This window comes from Priestia filamentosa (assembly GCF_900177535.1).
GTDB classification, from domain to species: Bacteria; Bacillota; Bacilli; order Bacillales; family Bacillaceae_H; genus Bacillus_I; species Bacillus_I filamentosa.
In genome coordinates, this window is sequence record NZ_FXAJ01000001.1 from 1,274,303 (window position 1) to 1,299,800 (window position 25,498).

At 34.3% G+C, this 25,498-nt stretch carries 20 protein-coding genes and 1 pseudogene; 15 read left to right on the forward strand and 6 right to left on the reverse strand.

The features are described 5' to 3' along the window. The first annotated feature begins 371 nt into the window (after window positions 1–371). Complete coding sequence (locus B9N79_RS06580; RefSeq protein ID WP_040060932.1) at window positions 372–1,373, forward strand: DUF3231 family protein; 1,002 nt, start codon at window positions 372–374, stop codon at window positions 1,371–1,373. 746 nt (window positions 1,374–2,119) lie between these two features. On the opposite strand, the gene B9N79_RS06585 is transcribed toward B9N79_RS06580, so the two are convergent. Both B9N79_RS06585 and B9N79_RS06590 read right to left on the reverse strand, forming a co-directional pair. Next, window positions 2,120–3,046 (reverse strand): DUF2268 domain-containing putative Zn-dependent protease, encoded by a 927-nt coding sequence (locus tag B9N79_RS06585; RefSeq protein ID WP_040060934.1) that lies wholly within the window; start codon window positions 3,044–3,046, stop codon window positions 2,120–2,122. Window positions 3,047–3,660: 614 nt separating this feature from the next. After that, window positions 3,661–4,044 (reverse strand): VOC family protein, encoded by a 384-nt coding sequence (locus tag B9N79_RS06590; protein ID WP_040060936.1) that lies wholly within the window; start codon window positions 4,042–4,044, stop codon window positions 3,661–3,663. Window positions 4,045–4,726: 682 nt separating this feature from the next. Between B9N79_RS06590 and B9N79_RS06595 the strand changes: the two genes are divergently transcribed. The 4 genes from B9N79_RS06595 (at window position 4,727) to B9N79_RS06610 (ending at window position 9,380) form a co-directional block, all read left to right on the forward strand. Then, window positions 4,727–5,521 (forward strand): SDR family NAD(P)-dependent oxidoreductase, encoded by a 795-nt coding sequence (locus B9N79_RS06595; RefSeq protein ID WP_019392404.1) that lies wholly within the window; start codon window positions 4,727–4,729, stop codon window positions 5,519–5,521. A 289-nt stretch (window positions 5,522–5,810) separates the two neighbouring features. Continuing rightward, complete coding sequence (locus tag B9N79_RS06600; protein WP_040060938.1) at window positions 5,811–6,731, forward strand: bifunctional helix-turn-helix transcriptional regulator/GNAT family N-acetyltransferase; 921 nt, start codon at window positions 5,811–5,813, stop codon at window positions 6,729–6,731. 441 nt (window positions 6,732–7,172) lie between these two features. Next, window positions 7,173–8,348: a site-2 protease family protein gene (locus tag B9N79_RS06605; protein WP_046217634.1), complete on the forward strand. Its 1,176-nt coding sequence runs from the start codon at window positions 7,173–7,175 to the stop codon at window positions 8,346–8,348. Between the two features lie 534 nt (window positions 8,349–8,882). Then, the gene (locus tag B9N79_RS06610) at window positions 8,883–9,380 is read left to right on the forward strand and encodes a hypothetical protein (RefSeq protein WP_040060942.1); all 498 of its coding nucleotides are present in this window, start codon (window positions 8,883–8,885) and stop codon (window positions 9,378–9,380) included. Window positions 9,381–9,675: 295 nt separating this feature from the next. Here B9N79_RS06610 and B9N79_RS06615 read toward each other — a convergent pair whose 3' ends face one another. Next, window positions 9,676–10,551 (reverse strand): DMT family transporter, encoded by an 876-nt coding sequence (locus B9N79_RS06615; protein ID WP_046217633.1) that lies wholly within the window; start codon window positions 10,549–10,551, stop codon window positions 9,676–9,678. A 414-nt stretch (window positions 10,552–10,965) separates the two neighbouring features. On the opposite strand from B9N79_RS06615, the gene B9N79_RS06620 reads away from it, so the two are divergent. The 5 genes and pseudogenes from B9N79_RS06620 to B9N79_RS26465 form a co-directional block, all read left to right on the forward strand. Beyond that, window positions 10,966–11,532 (forward strand): RBBP9/YdeN family alpha/beta hydrolase, encoded by a 567-nt coding sequence (locus tag B9N79_RS06620; protein ID WP_046217632.1) that lies wholly within the window; start codon window positions 10,966–10,968, stop codon window positions 11,530–11,532. 495 nt (window positions 11,533–12,027) lie between these two features. Beyond that, window positions 12,028–12,597, forward strand: a complete 570-nt coding sequence (locus B9N79_RS06625; protein WP_046217631.1) for a dihydrofolate reductase family protein — start codon at window positions 12,028–12,030, stop codon at window positions 12,595–12,597. Window positions 12,598–12,710: 113 nt separating this feature from the next. Continuing rightward, window positions 12,711–13,094 (forward strand): VOC family protein, encoded by a 384-nt coding sequence (locus B9N79_RS06630; RefSeq protein WP_019392413.1) that lies wholly within the window; start codon window positions 12,711–12,713, stop codon window positions 13,092–13,094. A gap of 188 nt (window positions 13,095–13,282) precedes the next feature. After that, window positions 13,283–14,083, forward strand: coding sequence for an SDR family oxidoreductase (locus B9N79_RS06635; RefSeq protein WP_040060950.1), 801 nt, complete (start codon window positions 13,283–13,285; stop codon window positions 14,081–14,083). Between the two features lie 83 nt (window positions 14,084–14,166). After that, window positions 14,167–14,400: pseudogene (locus B9N79_RS26465) on the forward strand (ArsI/CadI family heavy metal resistance metalloenzyme); the annotation flags it as partial. A gap of 244 nt (window positions 14,401–14,644) precedes the next feature. Here B9N79_RS26465 and B9N79_RS06645 read toward each other — a convergent pair. Then, window positions 14,645–15,070: a hypothetical protein gene (locus B9N79_RS06645; RefSeq protein WP_019392415.1), complete on the reverse strand. Its 426-nt coding sequence runs from the start codon at window positions 15,068–15,070 to the stop codon at window positions 14,645–14,647. Between the two features lie 735 nt (window positions 15,071–15,805). Here B9N79_RS06645 and B9N79_RS06650 point away from each other — a divergent pair. Beyond that, window positions 15,806–17,068, forward strand: coding sequence for a dicarboxylate/amino acid:cation symporter (locus B9N79_RS06650; RefSeq protein ID WP_085118029.1), 1,263 nt, complete (start codon window positions 15,806–15,808; stop codon window positions 17,066–17,068). 244 nt (window positions 17,069–17,312) lie between these two features. On the opposite strand, the gene B9N79_RS06655 is transcribed toward B9N79_RS06650, so the two are convergent. After that, window positions 17,313–18,587: an MFS transporter gene (locus tag B9N79_RS06655; protein WP_046217630.1), complete on the reverse strand. Its 1,275-nt coding sequence runs from the start codon at window positions 18,585–18,587 to the stop codon at window positions 17,313–17,315. 354 nt (window positions 18,588–18,941) lie between these two features. Here B9N79_RS06655 and B9N79_RS06660 point away from each other — a divergent pair, with 354 nt between their 5' ends. After that, window positions 18,942–19,469 (forward strand): DinB family protein, encoded by a 528-nt coding sequence (locus tag B9N79_RS06660; RefSeq protein WP_040060956.1) that lies wholly within the window; start codon window positions 18,942–18,944, stop codon window positions 19,467–19,469. A gap of 579 nt (window positions 19,470–20,048) precedes the next feature. Here B9N79_RS06660 and B9N79_RS06665 read toward each other — a convergent pair. Then, the gene (locus tag B9N79_RS06665) at window positions 20,049–21,158 is read right to left on the reverse strand and encodes a GntR family transcriptional regulator (RefSeq protein ID WP_046217629.1); all 1,110 of its coding nucleotides are present in this window, start codon (window positions 21,156–21,158) and stop codon (window positions 20,049–20,051) included. Between the two features lie 358 nt (window positions 21,159–21,516). Here B9N79_RS06665 and B9N79_RS06670 point away from each other — a divergent pair, with 358 nt between their 5' ends. Genes B9N79_RS06670 through araA form a run of 3 tightly spaced genes read left to right on the forward strand, consistent with a single transcriptional unit; the run spans window position 21,517 to window position 25,319 of the window. Further along, a complete protein-coding gene (locus B9N79_RS06670; protein ID WP_046217947.1) occupies window positions 21,517–23,127 on the forward strand; it encodes a xylulokinase in 1,611 nt (536 codons plus the stop codon). 22 nt (window positions 23,128–23,149) lie between these two features. Continuing rightward, entirely contained in the window at window positions 23,150–23,845 is a 696-nt protein-coding gene (locus B9N79_RS06675; protein WP_046217628.1) for an L-ribulose-5-phosphate 4-epimerase, read from the forward strand. 49 nt (window positions 23,846–23,894) lie between these two features. Next, a complete protein-coding gene (gene araA / locus B9N79_RS06680) occupies window positions 23,895–25,319 on the forward strand; it encodes an L-arabinose isomerase (protein WP_085118032.1) in 1,425 nt (474 codons plus the stop codon). The last annotated feature ends 179 nt before the right edge of the window (window positions 25,320–25,498 follow it).

Consider the following 25,498-nt stretch of genomic DNA (forward strand, 5'->3'; position numbering starts at 1 on the left):
TCTACGGTGCTCTAACAGGAGTTTTATTTCATAAAGAATATAATCATTTATCTAACGGAGAGGAGGAATGTTGATGAATAATGGTAAAAGCAATTCAAACGAAACTAAAGGGAAATACGTTACGAGTATCTTCTTTGAGGCTTCAATTGGAGCTGTATTAGGATTGCTTGTTTATGTGAAGGACTGGTTATAATTAAGGAAAGTAGGAGTAGGAAGCCTTATAAATTTTTATAAGGCTTCTTTCATTGCCTATAAACTACATTATGTGAACTAGAATTGAACAAGGTCTCTATTTTTTTGGAAATTAAAAAAGAATAAATTGGGAAGATAAATGAAATACTCAAGATAAATACATGTAATTAGGAGGCATTATGGTTAAACGAAATGTAAGATTATCAAGTCCTGAAATTGGTGGTTTATGGGGAGTTTATATACAAGAAACAATGTCTATTTGTTTGTTAAAATATTTTCTGCATCACCTCCAAGATAACGAAATAAAGCCTATTTTACAAAAATCTTTACATATCTCTCAAACCCATGTAAAACAAATTAAAGCCATTTTTTTAGAGGAAAATATCCCTTTACCCGATGGATTTACAAGTAAAGATATTAATTTATCAGCTCCTCCACTTTTTTATGATCTCTTTGCTCTGAGTTTTGTCTATTCAATGAGCCGCATGGGAATGGTTAACTTAGGATTTGCTACTTCTACTGTTGCTCGAGCAGATGTTCTTGATTTTTTCACACACGCTTTGAAACAGACTACGGAGCTCTATGCAGAGTCCACTAATTTAATGTTATCTAAAGGTATTTACGATAGACCGCCTATGATTACTTATCCTGAGAAGGTCGAATATGTAAAAAAGCAATCTTATATTATAGCAGCCATAGGAAAAAAAAGACCTTTAAATGCTGTCGAGCTTACTGAAATATTCTTTAACATTGAGCGTAACTATTTTGCAGTTCTACTATGTATGGGTTTATTACAAGTAGTGAAGGATAAAGAGATTAAAGATTATATAGAAAATGGGATGAATTTATCAGAAAAGCAGATTAATTTCTTTAATGACCTTCTAAAAAAAGAGGAGCTTCTTGGTACTGTTCCTGTTAGTATGGAGGTGACAAATTCAACCGTCTCCCCTTTCTCTGATAAGCTTATTGTTGCGCTTTTTCATTTCTTAAATTCTATTGATGTTACACTTATTGGCCATGCTTTGTCTTTATCTATGAGGTTGGATTTAGCTACTTATTATAGTAAATTAATCGGAGAAATATTAACTTATGCTGAAAAGGGATTCAATATTATGGTAAACCGACAATGGCTAGAACAACCACCCCAAGCACCAAATAGAAAGGCTTTAAAAGAAATGTGACTTACTTGACAAAAAGATGATACTTAATGGAATGGAAAAAGCCCTTGATAATGAGGGCTTTTTAGCATGCTACGGCTAATAATATAAGTTATGTAAAGTAATTTTAATTATGGATAAAAATAAGAAAATAGAATTTATGGAACGTAAAGAAGGGCATCTCCTTAAGAATATAATGCTAGTACAAAATAATAAAGACTTAGCACTGATCTCACGGTATGACATAAATATATAATAATTATTTTTTATTATAGAAATAATATTAAGGGGTTACGAAAACAATGAGGATAAATATGCCAATCTATAATTGGTTAAAAATTACAATTATAAAGACTTACCTGATAAAATTTATTCGGATTACAATAAGAAGAGGATAGATAGTTTATTATATACTTATTTATCCTCCTTTTCATGCGCGTCAGATGATTTTAAAGCCGGCTTTGTCTTCTCAAAACCAAGGGATCTGGCAATGCATGGAGCAAAAAAGTATTTTATTAGAATGAGTACATAATCCCAACTTATATCTTGGAAATCCTATTGCTCCTTCATGTGGGGAGGGGAAGCTGACGGCTTATTACGTCTTTTAAGGCTCTATTCGCAAACCTCGTCTCCATAATTGGAGGTGATCCTCAAGTCCGTTGCGCTTAAACAGTTGATTTTATGGGCTTTCGTGCTTCAGGTTAAATAGATTGATTCTATCGTAATAATGTAGGGACCGAGCGGTAATTCCTGTTATTTGAACGCTATCTTTAACAGCTAATAATGGTTTCTTCATTCCAAAATCCCTTTACTTCGTCTAGTATTTGAGCAGCAGGTGTTATTGTGGCCTCAAAGATTGTTCTTCCTGTTTTTCTTAAATAATATTGGATTAAATAATATCCGCAAGCGTAGCCAGCGCTATACGGCATATTGACTGGTTTAAAGTTTTGAAGTTTTGCGATCTCGTCACCGTAAAGATACGGAGCAAATTTATCAAACCCAGTTAATTGCAATTGCTCTCTAAGCACAGGCTTTATGCGCCTGTTAAGTGTTTCTGCGTTTGTTTTCGTTACCCAAGGGCCGAGCAATTCTTCTCCAAACATGAACGTAGCATAGTTTTCAGCTAATCCTTCACTTACAATTAGCTCGCCCAAATTAACGGTATGATCCCACTGAATAAATTGATATCGCACATTATGGTTGCATTCATGCGCCAACGCAGCCTTCATTCGAGGAAGCGTGTATTCATTTGGCACAAGTGTACACATGATAAACCCAGGAATGCCTCCAAAGCCGCTATACCCTTCATTTAATGCTAAGGAACGGCTTTCTGGATTCCCTAGTTGAATGGTAAACAAATATTCGGATACGGGGAGGCTTATTTCATGTTCTATAAATAGACGGAGGCTTTTCCTTACAGCGTGCTCACACTCTAACCAAAAAGAATCGGACGAAATCAACCCTACCTCAGGTGAAATCTGCTGGGTAATCTGATCAGGGGACCGATTCATCATACTATTAAACGTAATAACGTCGAAACCATTCGCCTCTTCAGCTTTAAAAGGAATCTGTTGAATTTGCCATTGTTTCATAAAGGGAGCCATCATTTCGTTTCTGAATAATTCAAGCTTTTCCTCGGGCGAAGCTTGGGCAACTTTTTGATAAATATGATCTGAGCGCAGTGATTTTATATTCATTCCTTTCACTCCCAGTAGTTTATAGTGATCATTAAGCACTATGGGGTACAGTCAGGAAAATGTGGATTTACAACGTTAAGTCTAGTAAATGAAAATTGCTAAATTAGCCACGATAAGAGTTTTGAGACAAGTCATATGAGACACCGACAAGCCTTATTCCCCTTTAAATTGACTCTATCTCAATAGATTAGCCTCTATTGGTACATAGTTTATAACCCTTGTTGCGACTGAGTTTGTGTTCTTGCCGTTGTAAATTGTCAAAATCCTGACGCTACCCCACTATAACCTACCATTATTGTAAAGTACTTTGAATCAAATCCTGAAATTTAGGTACATAGGGCTCCATCAGATACCTCCAAGAATGAGTTAAATAACTGCCTAAATAAATTTACCAATTAATTTTCAACATACTCTTAAAACTATCCTGCTCATTTGTTCAACAACTGGCAGGGATGCCCGCCAGTCTGCTGTCATTGGGCTCTTGTACCCGTTACGTTAACGGGTACAGTTAATTAAGTTTTATATTTATTAATTAGTTATTGAAATGCTTGCTGAACGTCTATGTGCTACCGTTGTTCCATAACCGCGTCCTTTAGTTCAATAAAAAATAGGAGTTATTCACTCTTTTCCATGACTGCAAAGTAATTTTCTTCACTATCTGCAAAGTTAAATACTCTACCAGAAGGCATATTTACAATTTCTCCGACTGTAACATTTTTATTTGATAAATTGTTATATAATTTATCAAGATTTTCTGTGAAAAAAAGCAAAGAAGGTGTACCAAGATTTAATTCAGGCTCCATCTTAGCAACGAATTTTTTATTTTGTAGAATGATACTTGTTTCTGATTCCTTTGTTGGAGCAATTTCAATCCATCTCATTCCTTGACCATTATCTTGTTCGGAAATTACACTAAAGCCTACCTTTTCAGTCCAAAACTTTACTATCTCATCTTGATTCTCTACATATACCATAATTTGACCGACTTTATTAATCATTAGTTTTCTCCCCCTGAATATTTTGGTTTTATCATTAGTTTCTACCACCACTATGGATAAACCTTTTTAATCAAACTTTCACTAACAGAAAAGGGAAACGTTATTGTTAGAAACACAGGCCGTAAACGTATACGTTTACGGCCAATTTTCAAATTTCTCATTTTCTCTTATTCCTTTTTCTATTATATAAGTAATAACTGTATCTATATTACTTTTTGGTTCCTATATTACTTTAAAGTACGTACTTTTTTTTGATATCTACATATTTCATAATAAACTTTGACAAACAATTAAATATTCTTTGTTTACTTATATAGCTTCTTCTTTATTATTTTAACCGTAAATTTTTTAAAAAAGAAGAAGGATATAAAATCAAATAGAATTTTAATTTATATTAAGGATTCTTAAATTAAAAGTACAAATATTTTTCATTTTTGATTTTAAGTTATCAAAAATGAAATTAAACCCATTGATGAGTTTAATCAAAATCATCGTGTATGTTTAAATCCTGACAATTTTGGTTTTTAATGAAGATAGGAGGAGCTAGACATTGTTAATTGTTTAACTCCTTTTCTGTTTAAAAGCAGGAGATTTATTCAGACTAATACCAAAGATGTATTTACAGTAGTATCTCTTTTTAGCCAACAAGTAAGATTTTATAGAGAAATTAGGAGGAGTTTAGATGGAATTGAGTTTAAAAGGAAAAACAGCTCTAGTAACAGGATCGACAGCTGGTATAGGCAAGGCTATTGCGCTTTCGTTAGTAGCTGAGGGAGCAACAGTTCTTATTAATGGGCGACGGGAAGAGAAAGTAAAACAAACCATTAGAGAAATTCAAACTCAATACCCTCAAGCCATTCTTCAGCCTGCTATTCATGATTTAGGAACAGAACAAGGATGTCAACAGATGATTGAACAATATCCAGAAGTAGAGATTCTTATTAATAATCTTGGCATTTTTGAACCTGCTGAATACTTTGATATTCCAGACAAAGATTGGTTCCGATTATTTGAAGTAAATATTATGAGTGGAGTTCGATTAACACGCTCTTATCTCAAGAAAATGATTCAAAGAAAAGAGGGAAGAGTAATCTTTATTGCCAGTGAAGCAGCTATTATGCCTTCTCAGGAAATGGCTCATTACAGTGCAACTAAAACCATGCAATTGTCTCTTTCTCGTAGTTTAGCTGAGTTATGTAAAGGTACAAATGTAACGGTTAATACAGTTATGCCTGGGTCTACTCTAACAGAAGGTGTAGAGACAATGTTAAATAGTCTGTATCCAAATGAACAATTAACCATAGAAGAAGCTGAGAGCCGATTTATGAAAGAAAATCGCCCTACCTCTATTATCGAGAGATTTATTCGCCCTGAAGAAATGGCCCATTTTGTTACTTTCTTAAGTAGCCCACTTTCTTCAGCTATTAATGGAGCCGCATTGCGAGCAGATGGTGGACTAGTACGTAGTGTATTTTAGCTAATAAGCCTAGGGAACTCTATAGGAGCTATCTAGGCTTATATCGCTATAAAAAATTTCTGAATTATCCCTGTTTTATATGTTGTACGAGGAAAACTCCCGTTTAGGTATTAGGAAATTGTCTGTTTTTTTAGCGGTATATCATATACAAAGCTAGTTTACATAAAACGTGTTATAGATAAGGTAATCATTTGCCAAGAAAACAATATAGTTGACTACGACAATCATTATCATTTAAACTTTAAATATAATTGCTAAAATCAACTATATTTAAAGGGGCAGTTCTAACATGATAGAGTCGAATAATGAAAGTGTATCTGGATTTAGACAATTTAATCGTTTTTATACCAAAATTCTTGGTTTACTTAATCAAGAAATATATGATAGTCCTTTTTCATTAACAGAAACACGCGTTTTATTTGAGATTAACAGTAAAAACAAGTGTACAGCTAAATTGCTGCAAGAGGAATTAGCTTTAGATCGTGGTTATGTGAGTAGGATCTTAAAACGCTTTGACGAACAGGATATGATTTATAAAGAAAAATCAGAAGAAGATGGTCGTACTTATTTTATTCATCTAACGGAAAAGGCAAAAAACATTTACTATGATCTAGAAGATAAAGCTAATGAACAGGTTAGATTTTTCCTAAGAAATTTAGATAGAGATAAACAGCAAACTCTGATTAAATCAATGAATACCATTGAAGAAATATTGTCACAACAAATGAATCCAAAAGAATCCGAAATTTACATAAATGAACATTATAAACCTGAAGATAAAAAAGAGCTTATTATTGAAAAACAAAGAGCTTTTTATACAGATAAATATAGATTTGATAAGGCATTTCTAGACTATCTCTATAAAACTTTTGATGCAGAAGTAGAAAAAGTCTGGATTGCAGAAAATGGCGGAGAATTTGCGGGTTCCATAGGACTAGTAAAAGAAAATGAGAAAACGGCTATGTTAAGATGGTTTATCGTTGAAGACTCTACACGTGGAAAAGGGGTAGGTACACGATTAATTCAAGCTCTACTTGATTACTGTAACGAGCAACAATATGAACGTGTCATTTTATGGACGGTAAGTAGCTTACCTGCAGCAAGACGATTATATAAAAAATTCGGGTTCGAAATTACTGAAACAAAAGAAGAACAAGTATTGTGGGGACAAAAACTTATCGAAGAACGATGGGATTTAGAATTAGGATAACTAAAATCCCTTTAAAAAGCATTATAAAGTGAATAACAAATAATTCCCTGAGTAAACTACTCAAGCTGTATGAGCCAGCTTCTTTTAAAAATTTATATATCTGAAAAAAACTCCTTCCCAAGCAGCAGGAGTTTTTTTGTTTTTAATCTGTATACGATATACAAAATTAGCTTATATAAAACATGTTAGAAGTAGTAAAAAAGCACAAACCTATTGATTTTCAACGAAGTTGTGCTTTTTCTTTTCCGCTTAGGTATGCTTTTACAGCCTTAAAATCATATAGATTTTAAGGCTAAATCTATATGATAAATATTTATTACAAGAAAACACTCATTTGTAACCATCTGGAAAGTGTTTTATGTTATCCTGTTATTGTTTCTTCCTATTGATTTAAAAGTATAGAAGAGTGAAAAATAAATTGATATAAAGGTGTGTTTTTGATTGAGTAGAGGAGCAACATTAAAGAAAGAGAAACTAAAGAAAGAAAAGCAAAATAAAAACAAAGGAACCTGGGGAGTGATAGGAGGAATTGTTCTCTTAGGCTTAGGGAAAATGAAGTGGCTTTTAGCCATTTTAAAATTTGCTAAGTTGTCCACTCTTATTTCTATGATACTTTCACTAGGTGCCTACGGACTTGTTTATGGATGGAAGTTTGGTTTTGCTCTAATTTATTTACTGTTAGTTCATGAACTTGGACATTATGTTGCTTGTAAAATGAGAAGACTCCCTGTAAAACCGACCTTATTTATTCCCTTTATAGGAGCAGCTGTACGTATGGAGAAGATGCCAAAAAGCGCAGCAGAAATGGCGTTTATTGCATATATGGGGCCCGTATTTGGGGTTCTTTCACTTGTTCCACCTATCCTGTTATATCTAACTACAGCATCTTCTTTGTGGTTGGTTGTCCTATCATTTGGTGCACTGATTAACCTGTTTAACTTAATTCCATTTGGAGGGTTAGATGGAGGGAAGATAGTAGGGGGAATTAACACAAAATTATGGTTTTTGGGACTTATCCTTATTATTGTCTTTGTTATCTATACACACTCCGTTTTAGCTACAATTATTGCAATCTTAGGAGTTATTCACCTATGGTATTTCCATAAAAAGAGTAAGACATTGGATAAAGATAAACAAGAAGTAACGGCAGCTCGCACACTTTATCATCGCCTTCAAGAAGTTAAAGAAGAACCTTATTTATTTAGAGAGGCTATTCGTGATTTTAATCTTGAAAAAGATAGCTTAGTGCAATTAGAAGTGGAACAGCTCTATGAGGAGTTTAGGGGAACTGCTCCAAATGTAAATCTAAGAAAACCGGTTGTAATAGAAGGGGAGCAATTAGATGAATTCGCTCAAGCTCGCTTACAAGAAGAGTTAGAGGATTACGCCCTTTATCAAAAGGCGTCGGAAAACTTCCTACAACAACTTGAAAAGTATCTGACACAAGAAGAAATCGATTTACAGTACGCAGAGAGCTACCGTACAACAAGTACAAAGTCGAGAGTTATAACGTTTATCATCTATATAGCTCTTATTATTGTGTTATCTGTATGTCTAGACGTCAGCAAAGAATTGCTCCATATGCATCCAGAAGCGCGAGAATTTTTTAATCGTTAATAAGATAAAAAAGAAAAAGACTGTCCCATTATACATAGTAGAGGATAGTTTTTTTCTTTTTATACATGTGCGATTCAGGTGAACAGGTTGTCCTACACATTAATATGTAGGTGGTTTTTACTTTACATAATACACATTCTAGATAAGGATAAAAGAGCATCTAATTTATGATATTAGATGCTCTTTTATCCTTATCTACAACAAGTTTGAGATTTATTTTTTATCTTTAAAAAATGCTCCCCAACTAATGACACTAAGGAAAGTTAAAACCAAGATAATAAGAGATTTTATGAATACCTCCATTCGTTGTTCCTCCCTGTGTATTTTAAATAAATCTACTTCTTTAGATTTTACTTTATACGGTGGAAATCTTTTCTTTTTATATGGATAACGTATTTACTTCTAATTCGCATAATGTGATTTATTGACAGAAAACAACATGTTATAGCCTGCTTCTTCATTTGAGGGTTAAATTAATAAGTTCCCGATAAATAGGAGAAAATAAATATACCTTCAAAAAAGAGGTGTCTAAATATGCACTCAATCATTCAAAATTTAGATTTATCTGCAAGAGGTATTTGGTTTCCTGTTTCTGTAGGACTTATATTATTACTCTTTTCCCTTTTTATGCCTAAAAGAAGAATTAACTGGTTAGAATTTTATATTACTTTTGGCGTTGTAGGTTATGTAGCTTGGATTTCTGATACAGTAGTGGGAGGCATGTTAGATTGGGTAGATCTAGGTAATCCTAAAATTACGGGACTTGGTGAATTTACAAGCTATAGTTTTATACCTTCATCGCTTTCCGTTATTTATCTAAACTATGCCAAGAAAACTAACAAATGGATTCTTGTTCTTATCTTTACGTTATTCTCAACTTTAATTGAATGGATAATGATACAAACAGGGTATTTAAAAATGAAAAATTGGGGCTTTTTCATTTTTTCCATCATTGCCTATTTGATTGTATTCAGTCTTATTCTTCCTGTTCACATAAAAATGATAAAAAAGCACTTACTACATTACAAATAAAATTTTATATCTATAAGCAACCTACTTAAGATAAGTAAAGTATCACATTTAAAAGTTGATAGGTAACAGAAAACATCTACTGTTTACAATCCAGTAGGTGTTTCTACTTTTCAATTGGATAAGAAATTCTTTCTTGCTCGTTTTTTCAAGTAGACTGAGCTATAAGATAGTTATCAAGGTTATTTTTAAGCGTTGAGAGTATATCTGAAAGTTATATTTTACGTACACATAAAAAATACTAGATAAAAAAAGAAACCGTGGGATTGATCATTCCGCGGGTTTCTTTTTTATCATTCTACTCTTTTTCACGAATAACTAACAAAACACCAATTAAAATTAAAAGAGAACCGCTCCAAAATGTTCCCCCAATCTTTTCACCTAACACAAGCCAGCCAAGGAATGTTCCAACTAGAGGTTGAAAAAAGAAAAATAACCCTCCACTCGAAGCATTTAATAATTGTAATCCACGATTCCAAAGGATAAATGCACAAGCTGTTGACACAATACCTAAGTATAAAAGACCGCTCCAAATTGTCGGATGACTTAATTGAGCAATAGAAATATTACTTAACCCATTCAGAACAAAAGGAGTTAGGATGACAAGAGCAACTAAAATAGAATACGTTGTCACCACTAGTGGTGAATAGCTGCTTGGTACACGCTTGATAAGAACTGACATAAGAGCCCATGTTAAGGCTGCCACCAAAAGCGAAATACCACCAAGTTGGCTAGACATATCTATATTACCGTTCCCTACAATGAGCAATACTCCGATTATAGCTAAACAAATAGATGTCCCTTTTTTTACATTTAATCGTTCTTTAAGAATAAATTGAGCAAAAATCACCATAAAGGCGGGTGTAGAAGATGTAATGATAGCTCCCATTTGAGCTGAAGATAACATTGTCCCATATTCTTGCGTAACAATGGATATTGTATTGCCCACGATTCCAATAGCGGCAATCAACCAGAAATGTCGTTTATGAACCTTCCAAGATTGTCTTTTTATTAAACCAATGATAAAAAGAGTAAAAATCGCCACTAAATATCTCATCCACACCAATTCTAATGGAGGAATTACATCTACAACTACTTTCACTACAACATACATACCGCCCCAAATGCTGGCAGCTAATGTTAAATATATCGAACCTAACAAGGTGTTTTTCATTTTTTGTACCCTCCGTTTTTAAAAATTAGGTCAATGAATGCCCTAACGGAGAGAAGTAGTCACTTTACTCCATTAAGGACGGAGAAGTGCTACTGGTACATCATTTTCAAATAATGGAGCTAAAAACATTTCGTTTCACCTCAATTTTACTCTAATAAGGCTATTATACAGGGGTTTTGTTTACTCGTAAATCAAAGATCCATCCTCTATTAAATAGGACATTTTCATAATCTGATTTGTTCTAAAAAGGTATATGTTTTATACAAAACTAGCCAGCATAATACGCTTTATCAGCTCTGAAAAAGGATCTCCGTTTAAAAGATTCTTCAGCTTCTTCAAGTGTTTCTTCTACCATCTAGGTTTGGATTAGTACTATACTGTTTTTATAGCTATAAAAAGAAGGGAAGAGGCGCAGTGGGAAAACAAGTATACATTATTCATGGATACGGAGCTTCACCAACTAATCATTGGTTTCCATGGTTAAAAGAAAAATTAGTAGCAGATGATCATCAAGTTTCAGTTCTTCACATGCCAAATTCGTCTGATCCCAAGAAAGAAGAATGGTTGAAAACATTAGCTAATAACATAAAGAATGTAGATAACAATACTTATTTTGTAACACATAGCTTAGGGTCTATTACACTATTGAACTACCTAGAACAATTAGATCCATTACCAAGCTTTGGAGGGTTTATTCTTGTTTCTGGTTTTTCTGAATCCTTATCATCCTTACCTTCACTAAACCCTTTTACAGCTGAAAAAGTAGACTATAAAAAAATAATTTCCGCAACTCATTCACGTGCTATTATTGCTGCAAAAAATGATTCTATTGTTCCTTTTCAATTGAGTCAAAGTTTATCAAAACAATTGAATACCTCTTTTTATCCCGTTAAAAAGGGTGGTCATTTTCTAGAAGATGATGGGTTCTTTACTTTCCCGTTGGTTCATGAGGTTTTAAATAATATGATGAAACCGGTATAAAGAATGAAGGTGTCACCTTTTAGTGACACCTTAAAACTAAAAAATGTTCCTAAACAATCCGGCCTGATTGTTGAATAAGGTCTCCAATAATCAAATGAATATTCTATACGAACTTAGTGCATATAATGTCCATTATCAGAAGTGAAAAAAGCGCACCTTCATTGAGTGACAATGAGTTTGCGTTTTTTCTTTAGGTATACTTTTACGAATATAAAAAAAGATGAATCATTGATAGAAGTATTCGAATAAAAATCATGCACTGTAATATGAGTTCTTCCCATCGAGCAATTGGGCCATTTAATGGAGGAAGAATCTTAAGAGGAATGGAATACTTAATAGAAATGATAGCATAGTGTTTGAAGGAATTTGTACTTAAACGATATGCTAGTTTGGTGAAATTAGTAGTTCTATTCAGAAATAAAGGCTGTAAATAATGAAAATATAAAAAACTTGGCGGAAGGAACAATACCTAAATGATTATAGGGAGAGAGAATGATGTCCAATAATGTAAAATCAAGAAGAATAATTTTAGATTTAGCAGTTACTTTAGATGGTTTTATTGAAGGGAAAAATGGAGAAGTCGATTGGTGCATAATGGATTCTGAAATGGGATTTATTCATTTCTTAAATCAAATTGATACTATTTTATATGGAAGAAAAAGCTACGATTTATGGGGACAATTTACTCCAGAAATTGAAGATATTGAAACTGAAAAAGAACTTTGGGAATTAGTTCATAGTAAAAAAAAATATGTGTTTTCCAGAACGCAAAAAGGGACTGATAATAAAGCAATATTCATAAATGATAATATTGTTGAAGAAGTAAATAAATTAAAGAAAGAGCCTGGTAAAGACATATGGCTATATGGCGGAGGGAGTCTAATTACAACATTTATCAATTTAGGGCTTGTTGATGAATTTAGATTATCTGTACACCCTGTTATTTTAGGGGAAGGAAAACCGTTGTTTATGGATATAAAAAAAAGGTTGAATTTGAAAGTGGTTAATACAAGAACGTTCTCCTCTGGTGTTGTGCAACTAATCTATCATTTAAATAGAAATTAATAATAGGGGAGACTTGAATTTTTGATATAGAGTTTTTTGACACTACAGCAACGTTTTTTTATATATGTAACAGAACTCGATTTGTGGCAAATTTTAAAGGAGGCAAAAACAGTATGAAAATCATAGTTACCAGTATATTTGTACAAGATCAAGACAAGGCACTAGAATTTTACTCAGAAACGCTGGGTTTTGTAAAAAAGGAGGATGTTCCCGCTGGTGAATTTAGGTGGATAACGCTAGTTTCTCCTAATGATCAAGATGGTACAGAGCTCTTGCTTGAACCGAATGTCCATCCAGCCGCTAGAGAGTATCAAAAGAAGATATTTGATGAAGGTATTCCAGCAACAATGTTTGGTGTTACAAATGTTTATAAAGAGTACAAACGATTAATGGAACAAGGCGTGAAGTTTACTATGGAGCCGACAAAAATGGGCGAAGTCATACTGGCTGTCTTTGATGATACATGCGGAAACCTTATTCAGATAGCTCAGAAGTAACTTTATCAAATAGGTTTTGGTGCGCATTCTGTAAAGGGGAAAGAGAATGATGCTAAATTCTTATGAGACCAATTATAATCTTACAAGGACTGCATAGTTTGGAATCTCCCTCTTGTTAGAGAATAGATACTGTTTTTATATCTGTCTTTTTTATTTGGGAACCACTATATCTCCAGTTGACCTTATCTATGCGTCCTTCTATGGAGGATATTTTAGTGAATCACTTAAAAGAAAAGATTGCGATTATAACAGGAGCAAGTCGTCTAAAAGGCATTGGGGCTGCTATCTGTAGAGAGTTAGCCGAAACAGGATATCATATATTTTTTACTTATTGGACAGATTATGATAAAGAAATGCCTTGGGACTTTGAATTAGATGAACCAATGATATTAAAAGAAGAGCTTGGGCAAAAAGGGATTAGAGTGTCATGTATGGAGCTAGATTTATCACATCCTGATGCACCTGAAAAACTTTTAAATAGAGTTATTAAAGAACTTGGTCATCCACATATCTTAATTAATAATGCAGCATTCTCAACAAATACCGATTTTTCTACTTTAACTGCAGAAGAATTAGATAAACATTATATAGTAAATGTTCGTGCGACAACACTTCTAAGTATTCAATTTGCTCAACAGTTTAATAAGAACAGGGGAGGAAGAATCGTCAATCTTACTTCCGGTCAATTTCAAGGACCAATGCCTGGCGAATTAGCCTATGCAACAACAAAAGGTGCTGTTGATGCGTTAACTATTACGCTATCTGCAGAACTTGCCTCTTTGGGAATAACCGTCAATGCCATAAATCCAGGACCAACTGATACTGGGTGGATGACAGAACCGATTAAAAGTCAACTAAAACCATTGTTTCCTTTCGGTAGGATAGGTGAACCAAAAGATGTTGCAAAAACGATAAAGTTTCTAGTGAGTAATGAAGCGGATTGGATTACAGGTCAAATCATTCATTCAGAGGGTGGATTTAAAAGATAGGTGAACCAAAAAGTCACTTCTATTAGAGGAAATCGTATATTTTAGTTTTAAATTGTTTACCATACAAAATTTTCATCCCCCTATTCACCTTAAATATATGTAATAAAGTAGAAGGAAACCAAATCAATCATTTCGGATTTCAAGTTGAGACGCGCGAAGAAATTGAAGCCCATCAGTTGCGATTAAAGAAAGTCAGATTTTTCGCTCGAGGAGAAATGGATACAACATGTTGCTATACTGTTCAAGATAACTTTTTCGTAACAGATTTTGATGGTAACAAGCGGGAGTTGTTCTATACTAAATTAGGGCCTCCGTAAAGGTGAAAAATAATAAAACCCGATCTTCAAATTGTTTCTATTTCTAACACAGTTTACTAAAAAAGACAGAGCTTCCTTGGTGTGGAAGCTCTGTCTTACTTTATAATATCTAATTTCTTAGTGCACGTAACAAAGAATATCGGCAGTGAAAAGGATAGGATAACCAAGAGGTTTGTTCCTATAACAATCGTTCTAGGAAGCATTCTAATGGTCAATTATCCTCATTCTCTTTGAGTAGTGTAAATCAATCCCAGGCTGTTACAACGGAATTTCCGCTAGAATATTTGGCAAGATAAAATTCAGCTTGATCACCATCGACATAATCACCGATATTTTTAAAGACATGACAGCCATTTGAATCAAAATCATTACTATCTGTACCTGCTGTTTTAAAGTAGGTACCTTTAACACCATTAGATATTACTTCATCATCTGGATTATACGGATCTTCTTCAAATAACTGATAATAGCCTGGTTGACTATTAGAGCTGAGACACATTTTAAAATCGCCTCCACCTGATAGAAAGATCTTACTTTGATTGGTAAATTCATCGCTTCCTAGAGAATCCCAATCACCGCTACCATATTGCGGAACAGTATTTGCAAATACAGAAGAAGGGACGAATAACGCAACAATTAAAGACATGACTAACATTTTAATTTTCTTCATAATTACCTCTCTTTTTTAATATTTTTATATTTTGATATTTCTAAAAATTTTAACATATTATACATATCCTTTCATGAGAGGTTATACCTGATTTTTTTCTATTTGTTGTTTTGTAACAAAAGACTTGTTATTTTGGGATTTTGGTTACTTTGACCTCTAAGGCTAATACGAAAAACATCAGAAATATAGGTTATTGAATGAGATATTATAGACATACATACTTATACAAATTCAGTTAACATAATGTTACTTTTCCTTTAGGTATACTTTTACGAATGCTCCACAGTCATCTATTTAGAATATATAAATTTCAATTTCATATGAAAAAGAATTAGCTCTGGGGCAAAAGCTTCAGAGTCATTATAAGTAATCTCTAAATCTTGGACATACTGGGACTATTACTCTAAAAAAGGTGTATGATCGGTATGGAAAAGGAAAATTTGTTCAAAAGGAAGCTCTATTAGCCTGGTATTATGTTATTAAAGGATAGATGGTACCTACGATGCCATTTGAGCTTTCGTAGTTTGATGAAAATGAAGGAGAATCAGCTACCTTGAAGTTTTTGGACAAGAACAAATTTTTATTAACTGCTCATGGTAAAATGTAATTTGAAATATATAAATATTGGGTGCGAAAAGATATACACATATTTTTACTCCTTATACGATGGGGTAAATCATAAAAGTTCTTGTGTTGTCAATGAGTAAGCACTTGTTATTTGGAGGAGGTATAGCTATGGTTTTAAGTGTATTCAAAACGTACAGATCATCTCTTATTCTACTTGTCGCCATTTTAATCGGGGGGATAGCAGGATATGCTGTCGGGCCAGATGTAGCAGTTGTGAAGCCCTTTGGGGATTTGTTTCTTAATTTAATGTTCATGATTATTGTGCCACTTGTTTTTTTCAGTGTCGCTTCTGCGATTGCAAACATGAATGAAATGAAGCGTCTTGGTAAAATTATGCTGGGTATTGCAGTTGTATTCATCGCCACTGCGGCTATATCAGCAGTTTTAGGGTTTATAGGAGCATCTCTTTATAATCCGTTACATAACGTAGATACTTCTGCTATTAAAGAGTTGATGGGAGATAGTGGAGATCCAACAGAGAAAACGACATTTTTAAATCAGCTTGTTAATACGTTTACCGTCCCTGATTTTGTAAATTTATTTTCGAAAGAACATATTTTACAATTAATTGTCTTTGCCATCATCTTCGGTATTGCTACAACGATGGCTGGAGAAAAAGGACAACCTATGGTTAAATTTCTGACTTCTGGTCAAGAAGTATCAATGAAAGTTGTTAAAATTGTTATGTACTATGCTCCAATTGGGTTAGGTTGCTATTTTGCTACTGTCGTAGGAGAGCTAGGTCCAAAGATTTTGCAGGGATATGCTAGGGCATTCATTCTTTACTTATTAATTGCAATTGTTTACTACTTTGGTTTCTTTACTCTATACGCATGGATGGCTGGTGGCAAAGCAGGAATTAAGCTGTTTTGGAAAAATGCAGCTGCTCCTTCTATCACAGCTATTGCTACTTGTTCTTCTGCTGCATCTATTCCAGTTAATTTAGATGCAACGAAGAAAATGGGTATACCATTAGATATTGCTGAAACGGTTATTCCATTAGGAGCAAACACGCATAAAGATGGTTCTGTTATCGGTGGCATTCTAAAGATTGTTTTCTTATTTAGTTTATTTGGCAAAGATATGACGTCTGCTACAAGTATTCTTAGTATTTTAGGCGTAGCCTTTTTGGTTGGCGCTGTAATGGGAGCTATTCCTGGAGGCGGGATGATTGGTGAAATGTTAATTATTACGATCTATGGTTTTTCACCTGAAGTGCTGCCAATCATTGCCGTCATTTCAACGATTATTGATGCTCCTGCGACATTGCTAAATAGTACGGGAAATACAGTAACAGCGATGCTTGTGACACGTTTTACAGAAGGTAAAGATTGGATTAATAAAATTAGGAATAATAATAGAGTCGCCTAAATGAAAAGGCAGGGAAAAAAGATTACTATCTGGTTTTCCTGCTTTTTGTTTTAAATAATAATCAATAAATGGAATAGTTACTCTTTAGATACTGTCCTAAAACCTTATAACACATATGTAAAAGTAGCTACAAATGCTTTGTAATAAGGTAGGTGTAAACACTAGTTAAGATAAAACATGTGGCAGGAAGATATGAAACAAAGGTGTCTTTTATAAGAGACACCTTTGTTTATATTCTATGTTTCTAGTGAGGAGTTTTTGTAGCAATACTGTTTGTCATATTATGTTCTAACACAGCTACATGCTTAGTTTTAGTAAAAAGTAGCCCACAAATGGCAATAACCAATTGTGTACCAATTAATACATAAAAGCCAGATGAGATATTGTCGTTTCCATTTAAGCTAATAATGTAGCCCATGATAGCGGGGATAAAGGCGGAGATAAAGTTCCCAAGTCCGTTGATTATTCCATATGTACTTCCTACACTTGTTGGGTCAGATAAATGTTGAACCAATGTTGGAATGGCAGCTCCTTGAATTCCCCAAAAACCATTGGCTAGTATAAGTCCTAAAATAATTATGGTTATATTGTTTGATGTGATCGTTAAGATGATGGACAAAGCAGTAGCCAATCCGCCAACAAAAAATATCATGATCATATTTTTGTTGGCAATCCGATCAATAATATATCCACCCAAAAATTTGGATAAAACACTAAAGATGAATGGTAAAGAAGAGACAATGCCCATCTGTTTAATGGAAAAACCTTTTTCATCTAATAAATATGCTGGTAACCATGAACTGCTTCCCCATAAGTAACTTAGTGTAGCGACTTCGATGACGAGCACCCATATAAGCCCTGGTGTTTTCAACGCGGTAGTAAAAGTATTAGTTAACTGCTTGACAGATTTTTTACCCTTATTCTGATGATGGTTAGATGGTTGAATGAAAAATAAAACGAGTGGTAGCCCAATTAATATATTAAGAGCACTTAATATATAGAAAGATGATACCCAACTAAATTGATAAATTAGAAAAGTGATAATGGGAAATCCAATGGATAGACCGATAGAGACCCCCATTGAACTAACTGCATTTGGCTTTCCTCTTTCATGGGAGTTAAAGTGTTCATTAATATACATCGTTTTTAAAGAGAAAAGAGGTCCTTCGCTCCCCCCTAGAATAGCTCTGAAAATCAGTAAAATAAATATCGAACCGGCAAGAGGTGAGATTGCAGTGAAAATAGCCCATAAAAGAATGCTAAAAATTAATCCGCGGCGATATCCTAAAAAAGTTTCAAAAATTGGCGTTATAAAAAAAGCTGACAATCCGTAGCCTATTAAAAAAATTGTCATCAATTGACCTTGCAGAATTCTATCGTCATGGAGTTCAAATGTTGTTAAAAAATCATTATTCGTGATTAAAACAGAAACGTTTATTCGATCGATGTAGGCAATAATAACAATTATTAATAGCGCTAAAACTCCTAACCATCTCTTTTGTAATGAAACCTTCTTCATTAAAATCCCCCTCTTAAATTGTGTTATTAATAAATCTTTAAGAATTCATGTTTCTTTATATTGTTTTGTATATGAAACTGTGTTTTATATATTTAATATATAATAGAATATTCAGAAAATATAGTCAATATAATTGTGGTGTAAAGTTTACTTCTATTTGGAAGAGGTAGGTAGGTTAAATTCATGTTTTTCTTATGGAATGAAAGAGGCAGGGGAGTTTAATAAAGGAATGAATTTTATGGTAAATTTAAATAGAAATAAGTAAGGTTTTTGTTTACAATAGCAGATTTAGACAAGTATAAGCAGAGATATGTTATTGAAGGAGATTACTAGAGGGAAGAAAGGAGCGGTTAGATGAATTTTAATATGAAAGAAGCTACTGAGGTTTTAGAGCGTACACCACAAACATTAGAATATTTTTTAACTAATGTATCTGAAGGGTGGTTGCAATGCAATGAAGGTGAAGGCACTTGGAATGTCTCAGAAATAATTGAGCATCTCATTGAGGGAGAGAAAAATAATTGGATACCAAGGTTAGAAATGATTCTTCAGGAAGGTGAGAATAAACCATTTCCCCCCTTTGATCGTTATTCACATTTAAACGAAAGGTCCAACAGATCGATTGAACAAAAACTGTTTGAATTTAAAGTGATTAGAATACAAAATATAACCAAACTTAATGGGCTTATTGAATCTCCCTTGTATCTTGAAAGAACGGGATTACACCCTGAGTTTGGTATAGTGAAGTTAAAAGAATTGCTTTCTACGTGGGTTGTTCATGATTTAACACACATTGCTCAAATTGTACGGGTAATGGCGGAGAGATACAGAGCAGATGTTGGGCCTTGGAAAGAATATTTGGGTATATTGAAGAGGGAATGATGATAGGAGAAAAAGTTAACTTTTATAAATGAAATTCTCACTTCACATAATTTGAGTTATCAGAAGAAAAAAAGCGCACACCCGCTCAGTAACAACGAGTTTGCGCTTTTTCTTTTTATTTATATCACTAGAACCTGGGGTTTAGAAAGAGTTGTATGTTTTAGTCTTTCCGAAGATATGTTGTGTATGAACAATACCGAGTTAAGTGGAGCAAAAGGAGGTTTTCGTATAAAAGAAGATAAAAACGCCAATCAACTAATTAATCGCACTTATTCTTTGTAAATATCCTTGAGGCTCTCGTTTTTTAAAATAACAATAATAAGGTTTCTCTAATCAACATAGGGAATAGCTCGGTAATTGCCGTTCCGTTTCTAGACAATGTCCTTATAATCGTTTAACACTAGTATCCGTCAACTGATTATTAGAATATTGTCTTTTCTTCTACGTATCGGTTCCCTCAGGCTTTTGATATATTTACTCAACTTTTCTCGTATGAACAAGTTTAAACATTAGATTCAGTCGAACCGGCATCTTTTAAGTGCTCATCTAGTATTGCATAGTCGCCGTGTTTATACGCTTTTAATCTTTCCTCAATGTCTCATTTACTTCTAACTCTTTTACAGTTTCTCCTTCAATTAACACTGGTTGATAATAGGTTTCTTTTGGCAAATTTTTTCTTCCTTGTAGCTTCTTAATGACCCAATCAGCTGCATCGCGTCCCATTTGTTCTTGGGGATGGGTTAATGTCGTTAGGTTGATGTTCGCATTTTTGGAAATATAAGAATTGTCCTGGCCGATAATTGATAGTTTTTCTGGAACAGAAATATCAAGTTGTCTGCATACATTTGCTACTTCCAGTCCTACTTCGTCGTTATAGCAAACAATTGCTGTCAACACGTCTCTATTTTCATTTAGGAACTCCTTCAAGTTAGTGTATAGGTCCAGCTTTGTCTCTGTATTGAACGAAAGCACTTGCTCTGGCTGAAACCGTAATTTGGCTTCTCCAAGCGCTTTTATATATCCCTTCATTCGATACTTTCCTTGTAAGTCATCCATCTTTGAAATGAGTCCAATTTGTGTGTGTCCTTTTGCAATCAACTCTTTTGTTGCAAGATAGCTAGACTGAACATCATCAAGACAAAAGAAAGGAACATCTAATTCTTCATAATGAGCATTAATCATTATGAAAGGAACATCTTGTTCTTTGAACGATAGGTAGTAAGAAATATTGGGATTGTATAGGTTGCTTTTCGTAGGTTCAACAATCAAACCATCCACGCCAAATGACAACATCATTTCCAAAGCTTTTTTTTCTTGTTCGACATCGTTATTTGTACTAGCTAATAATAACGAATAATCATCCTCATTCAATCTTCCTTCAATTCCACGAATAATAGACGGAAAAATATAATCAGAAATGTAGGTCGTGATTACACCAATTATTTTACTATTGGAATTTCCCCCAGACTTGGATTGGTATTGATTACTAACATAAGTGCCAGATCCTTTTTCACTTCTTAAGAATCCCTCTGTCGATAGTTCTGAAATGGCCTTTCGAACAGTGTGCCGGCTAACTTTGTACTTTTCTTGAATGGAGGATTCAGTAGGTATTTTTTCTCCTACATTGTAATCACCTGAAAGAATTTTACTTTTTATATCATCAATGATGACCTGATATTTTGGTTTCATTAAACTCACTTCCTTTATAGTTGTTCGCGTTCAAATTTATTCACTTGGAATATTTATACGTACATATTTTATCGTAGTTTTGAAAGTTTTAAAAGATTTTATCTTATTTTCATATAAATATCCAAACAGTTATAATTTTTTTATTTGGATTTTATGTCATTATAATCCCTTTTGTTACAGTTATTAAAGGGATATTTACGGTGGGATTATCGTTATAATATTTGTAAGTATGTATAATATTTATATTGACAAATGTACGTACAAAAAATATACTGAGGTTGTTAATAAAATTAAGCGAAAAGGAAAGCGCTTCCTTTCAATTATAGATATTGAAACCGCTGTCAAGGGAGGGATTAGTGTGAAAACGAATCGAGCACACATTAAACAAGCGATTACTAAGGGAGAAACTTCACTTGGAATTGAATTCGGATCCACACGTATCAAAGCAGTGCTAATTGATAATCGTTTTGAAACAATCGCATCTGGGAGTTATGAATGGGAAAACCTCTTGGAAGATGGATTTTGGACGTACAACTTATTGGATATTATTACTGGTCTGCAAGCAGCTTATAGTGAAATGAAGCAAGAAGTTGAACGAAATTATGGCATCATAATTCGAACAATTGGTTCTATTGGATTTTCAGCCATGATGCACGGATATATGGCTTTTGACCACACTGGTGAGCTACTTGTTCCATTTCGGACTTGGCGTAATGCAACAACAAGTATTGCAGCAAAGGAATTAACTGATAAATTCCAATTCAATATCCCTGAACGATGGAGTATTGCTCACCTTTATCAGGCAATATTAAACGAAGAAAAACATTTACCTCGTATTGATCTTATTACAACTTTAGCTGGATATATTCACTGGTTATTTACTGGTAATAAAGCAATTGGCATTGGGGATGCTTCAGGCATGTTCCCAATTGATGAATCAACGCAGGATTACAATGAATTGATGGTGGAGCAGTTTGATGAACTAATTGCGAACAAAGGTTATCCTTGGAAGCTAAAAGATATTCTTCCTAAAGTTTATATTTCAGGTGAGCAAGCAGGTGAATTAACTGAAATTGGAGCGAAAATTTTAGATAAATCAAAAAACTTACAACCAGGCATCCCACTTTGTCCACCAGAAGGTGATGCTGGAACAGGGATGGTTGCTACGAATAGTGTGAGAAAACGTACTGGAAACGTCTCAGTAGGAACTTCAGTTTTTGCAATGATTGTATTAGAGAAAGAACTTTCAAAAGTATACCCAGAAATTGATTTGGTAACTACACCAAACGGTAGTCCTGTTGGAATGGTTCATGCGAATAACTGTTCAAGTGATATCAATGCTTGGCTGGGATTGTTCCGTGAATTTTCTGAGGCAATGGGACAAAAGGTTGAAATGAATAAATTATTCCATGTGCTGTTAAATAAAGCTTTGGAAGCTGATCCAGATGGTGGTGGTTTACTTAGCTACGGGTATTTCTCAGGTGAAAATATCACTGGATTAGAAAAAGGCCGACCATTATTTGTTCGCTCACCTGAAAGTAATTTTAATTTAGCAAACTTCATGCGGACTCATCTTTTTACTGCTTTTGGTGCTTTAAAAATTGGAATGGATATTTTAAAAGATAAAGAGAATGTCGCAATTGATAGCATTTTAGCTCATGGTGGTTTATTTAAAACCCCTGTTGTTGGACAAAAAATTGTTGCAGCTGCAATGAATGCTCCTGTTTCGATTATGGCAACAGCCGGAGAAGGCGGTGCATGGGGAATTGCTATTCTTGCTTCTTACATGATGAATAGAGATCAAAAAGAAAGCTTAGAAGACTTCCTCGACAAAAAAGTCTTTGAAGGGGTTGATAGACAAGAAATTTATCCTGATAGTTTTGATGTAAAAGGATTTGAAGAATTTATTGAACGATACAAAAAAGGGTTAGCGGTTGAACAGGCTGCAGTAGATAATTTAATTTTATGAGTGGAAAATGGGAGGGATTGATGTGTTAGAACAACTGAAAGAAGAAGTATTTCAGGCAAATTTGGACTTACCTAAACATGGACTCGTGAAATACACATGGGGAAATGCAAGCGCTATTGATCGTGAAAGCGGTTTATTTGTAATTAAACCTAGTGGTGTTGATTATGAAACGATGAAAGCTAGTGATATGATCGTTGTTGATTTAGATGGCAATGTTGTAGAAGGAGAATTGAACCCTTCATCAGATACACCGACTCACGCAGTACTTTATAAGCATTATCAAGAAATCGGTGGTATCGTGCACACTCATTCAACTTGGGCAACAATCTGGGCTCAAGCAGGCCTTGATGTTCCAGCGATGGGCACCACTCATGCGGACACATTTTATGGTTCTGTACCATGCGCACGCTTCTTGACACAGGAAGAAATTGATCGCGGTTACGAAGTGGAAACGGGTAATGTAATCATCGAAACATTTGAAGAGCGTGGGTTAGATATTTTAGCAGTTCCCGGTGTCTTACTTCATGGTCATGGTCCATTTACTTGGGGAAGAGATGCAAAATCAGCGGTCACAAATAGTGTGGTATTAGATGAAGTTGCGAAAATGAATTTATTTGCACGAGAACTAAATCATTTTGCTGAAGAATTACCACAACGTATTTTAGATAAACACTATTTACGAAAACATGGGAAAAATGCCTATTATGGGCAAAAGTAATGCAAACTATTAAAATATCAGACTATCAAATTAAGAAAAGAGGGTTATTATGTTAACAACAGAAAAAAAAGAATTTTGGTTTGTCGTAGGTTCACAACACCTTTATGGGGAAGAAGCGTTAGCAGAAGTCAAAGCACACGCACAAACAATGACCGATGCATTAAATGAAAGCGGTGTTTTACCCTATCGAATTGTATTGCAAGATTTAGCTGTTAGTGCAGATAAAATTACAAGCATCATGAAAGAAATCAACTATCGTGACGAGGTTGCCGGTGTCATTACTTGGATGCATACTTTCTCGCCTGCAAAAATGTGGATTCGCGGAACAAAATTATTACAAAAACCATTACTTCATTTAGCAACACAATTTAATGAAAGTATTGCTTGGACAACGATTGATATGGACTTCATGAACCTGAATCAATCCGCTCACGGCGATCGTGAATACGGTTTTATTAATGCTCGTTTGAACAAACAAAATAAAGTTGTCGTAGGTTACTGGGAACGAGCTGAAGTGCAACAGCAAATTGCAGACTGGATGGACGTAGCGGTTGCTTATAACGAAAGCTTCAACATTAAAGTCGCTCGTTTTGGTGACAACATGCGTAACGTTGCAGTCACTGAAGGGGATAAGATTGAGGCACAAATTCAATTTGGGTGGACAGTTGACTATTTTGGTATTGGAGACCTTGTTCAATACGTTAATGCTGTTAAGGACGAAGAAATTGATGATTTATTGGCAGAATATGCAGATCTTTATGAATTTGATTATGGCACTTACAGTAAGGAAGATTGGGAGAAGAGTGTAAAAGTACAAGCAAGCTATGAAATCGCCATTAAACGTTTCCTTGATGATGGTGGTTACAATGCTTTCACAACTAACTTTGAAGTTTTATATGGTATGAAACAGCTTCCTGGTCTTGCAGTCCAACGTTTAATGGCACAAGGATATGGTTTTGCTGGTGAAGGAGATTGGAAGACTGCAGCGATTGATCGCTTACTCAAAGTGATGAGCCATAACCAATCAACTGGCTTTATGGAAGATTACACATATGAATTAGCTGCTGGTCAAGAATCAGTCCTTCAATCACATATGCTTGAAGTAGACCCAACTTTAGCAAGTAACAAACCAAAAATTATCGTATCTCCATTAGGTATTGGCGATCGTGAAGATCCAGCACGTTTAGTATTCGACGGTAAAGCAGGGGACGGCGTAGTTGTTTCAATGGCTGACTTTGGCACTCATTACAAACTTTTGATTAACGAAGTTTCTTTATTTGAGCCAACTGTTCCAGCACCAAAACTTCCAGTAGCTCGTGTGCTTTGGGACATTAAGCCAAACTTCCAGGATGGAGTTAAAGCTTGGATTGAGAATGGTGGCGGTCACCATACAGTTGTTTCATTAAATTTAACAACAGACCAAATTATCACCTATGCAAAACTTGTTGACTTAGAATACGTAGTTATTAAGTAATGCCTTTATCCTCCGAGGAGGTTCTGCTTCCTTGGAGGTGAAAAATAGATGTTCTAGAAGTTGAAGAAGGGGAACCATTAACAAGTGGCTCATGGTTCTTTTAATTGTAAGCGTAATCACTTCTTTTAGGGAGATATGAAAGCGTTTAATATAACGGAATGAAACAATGTGATTTATGA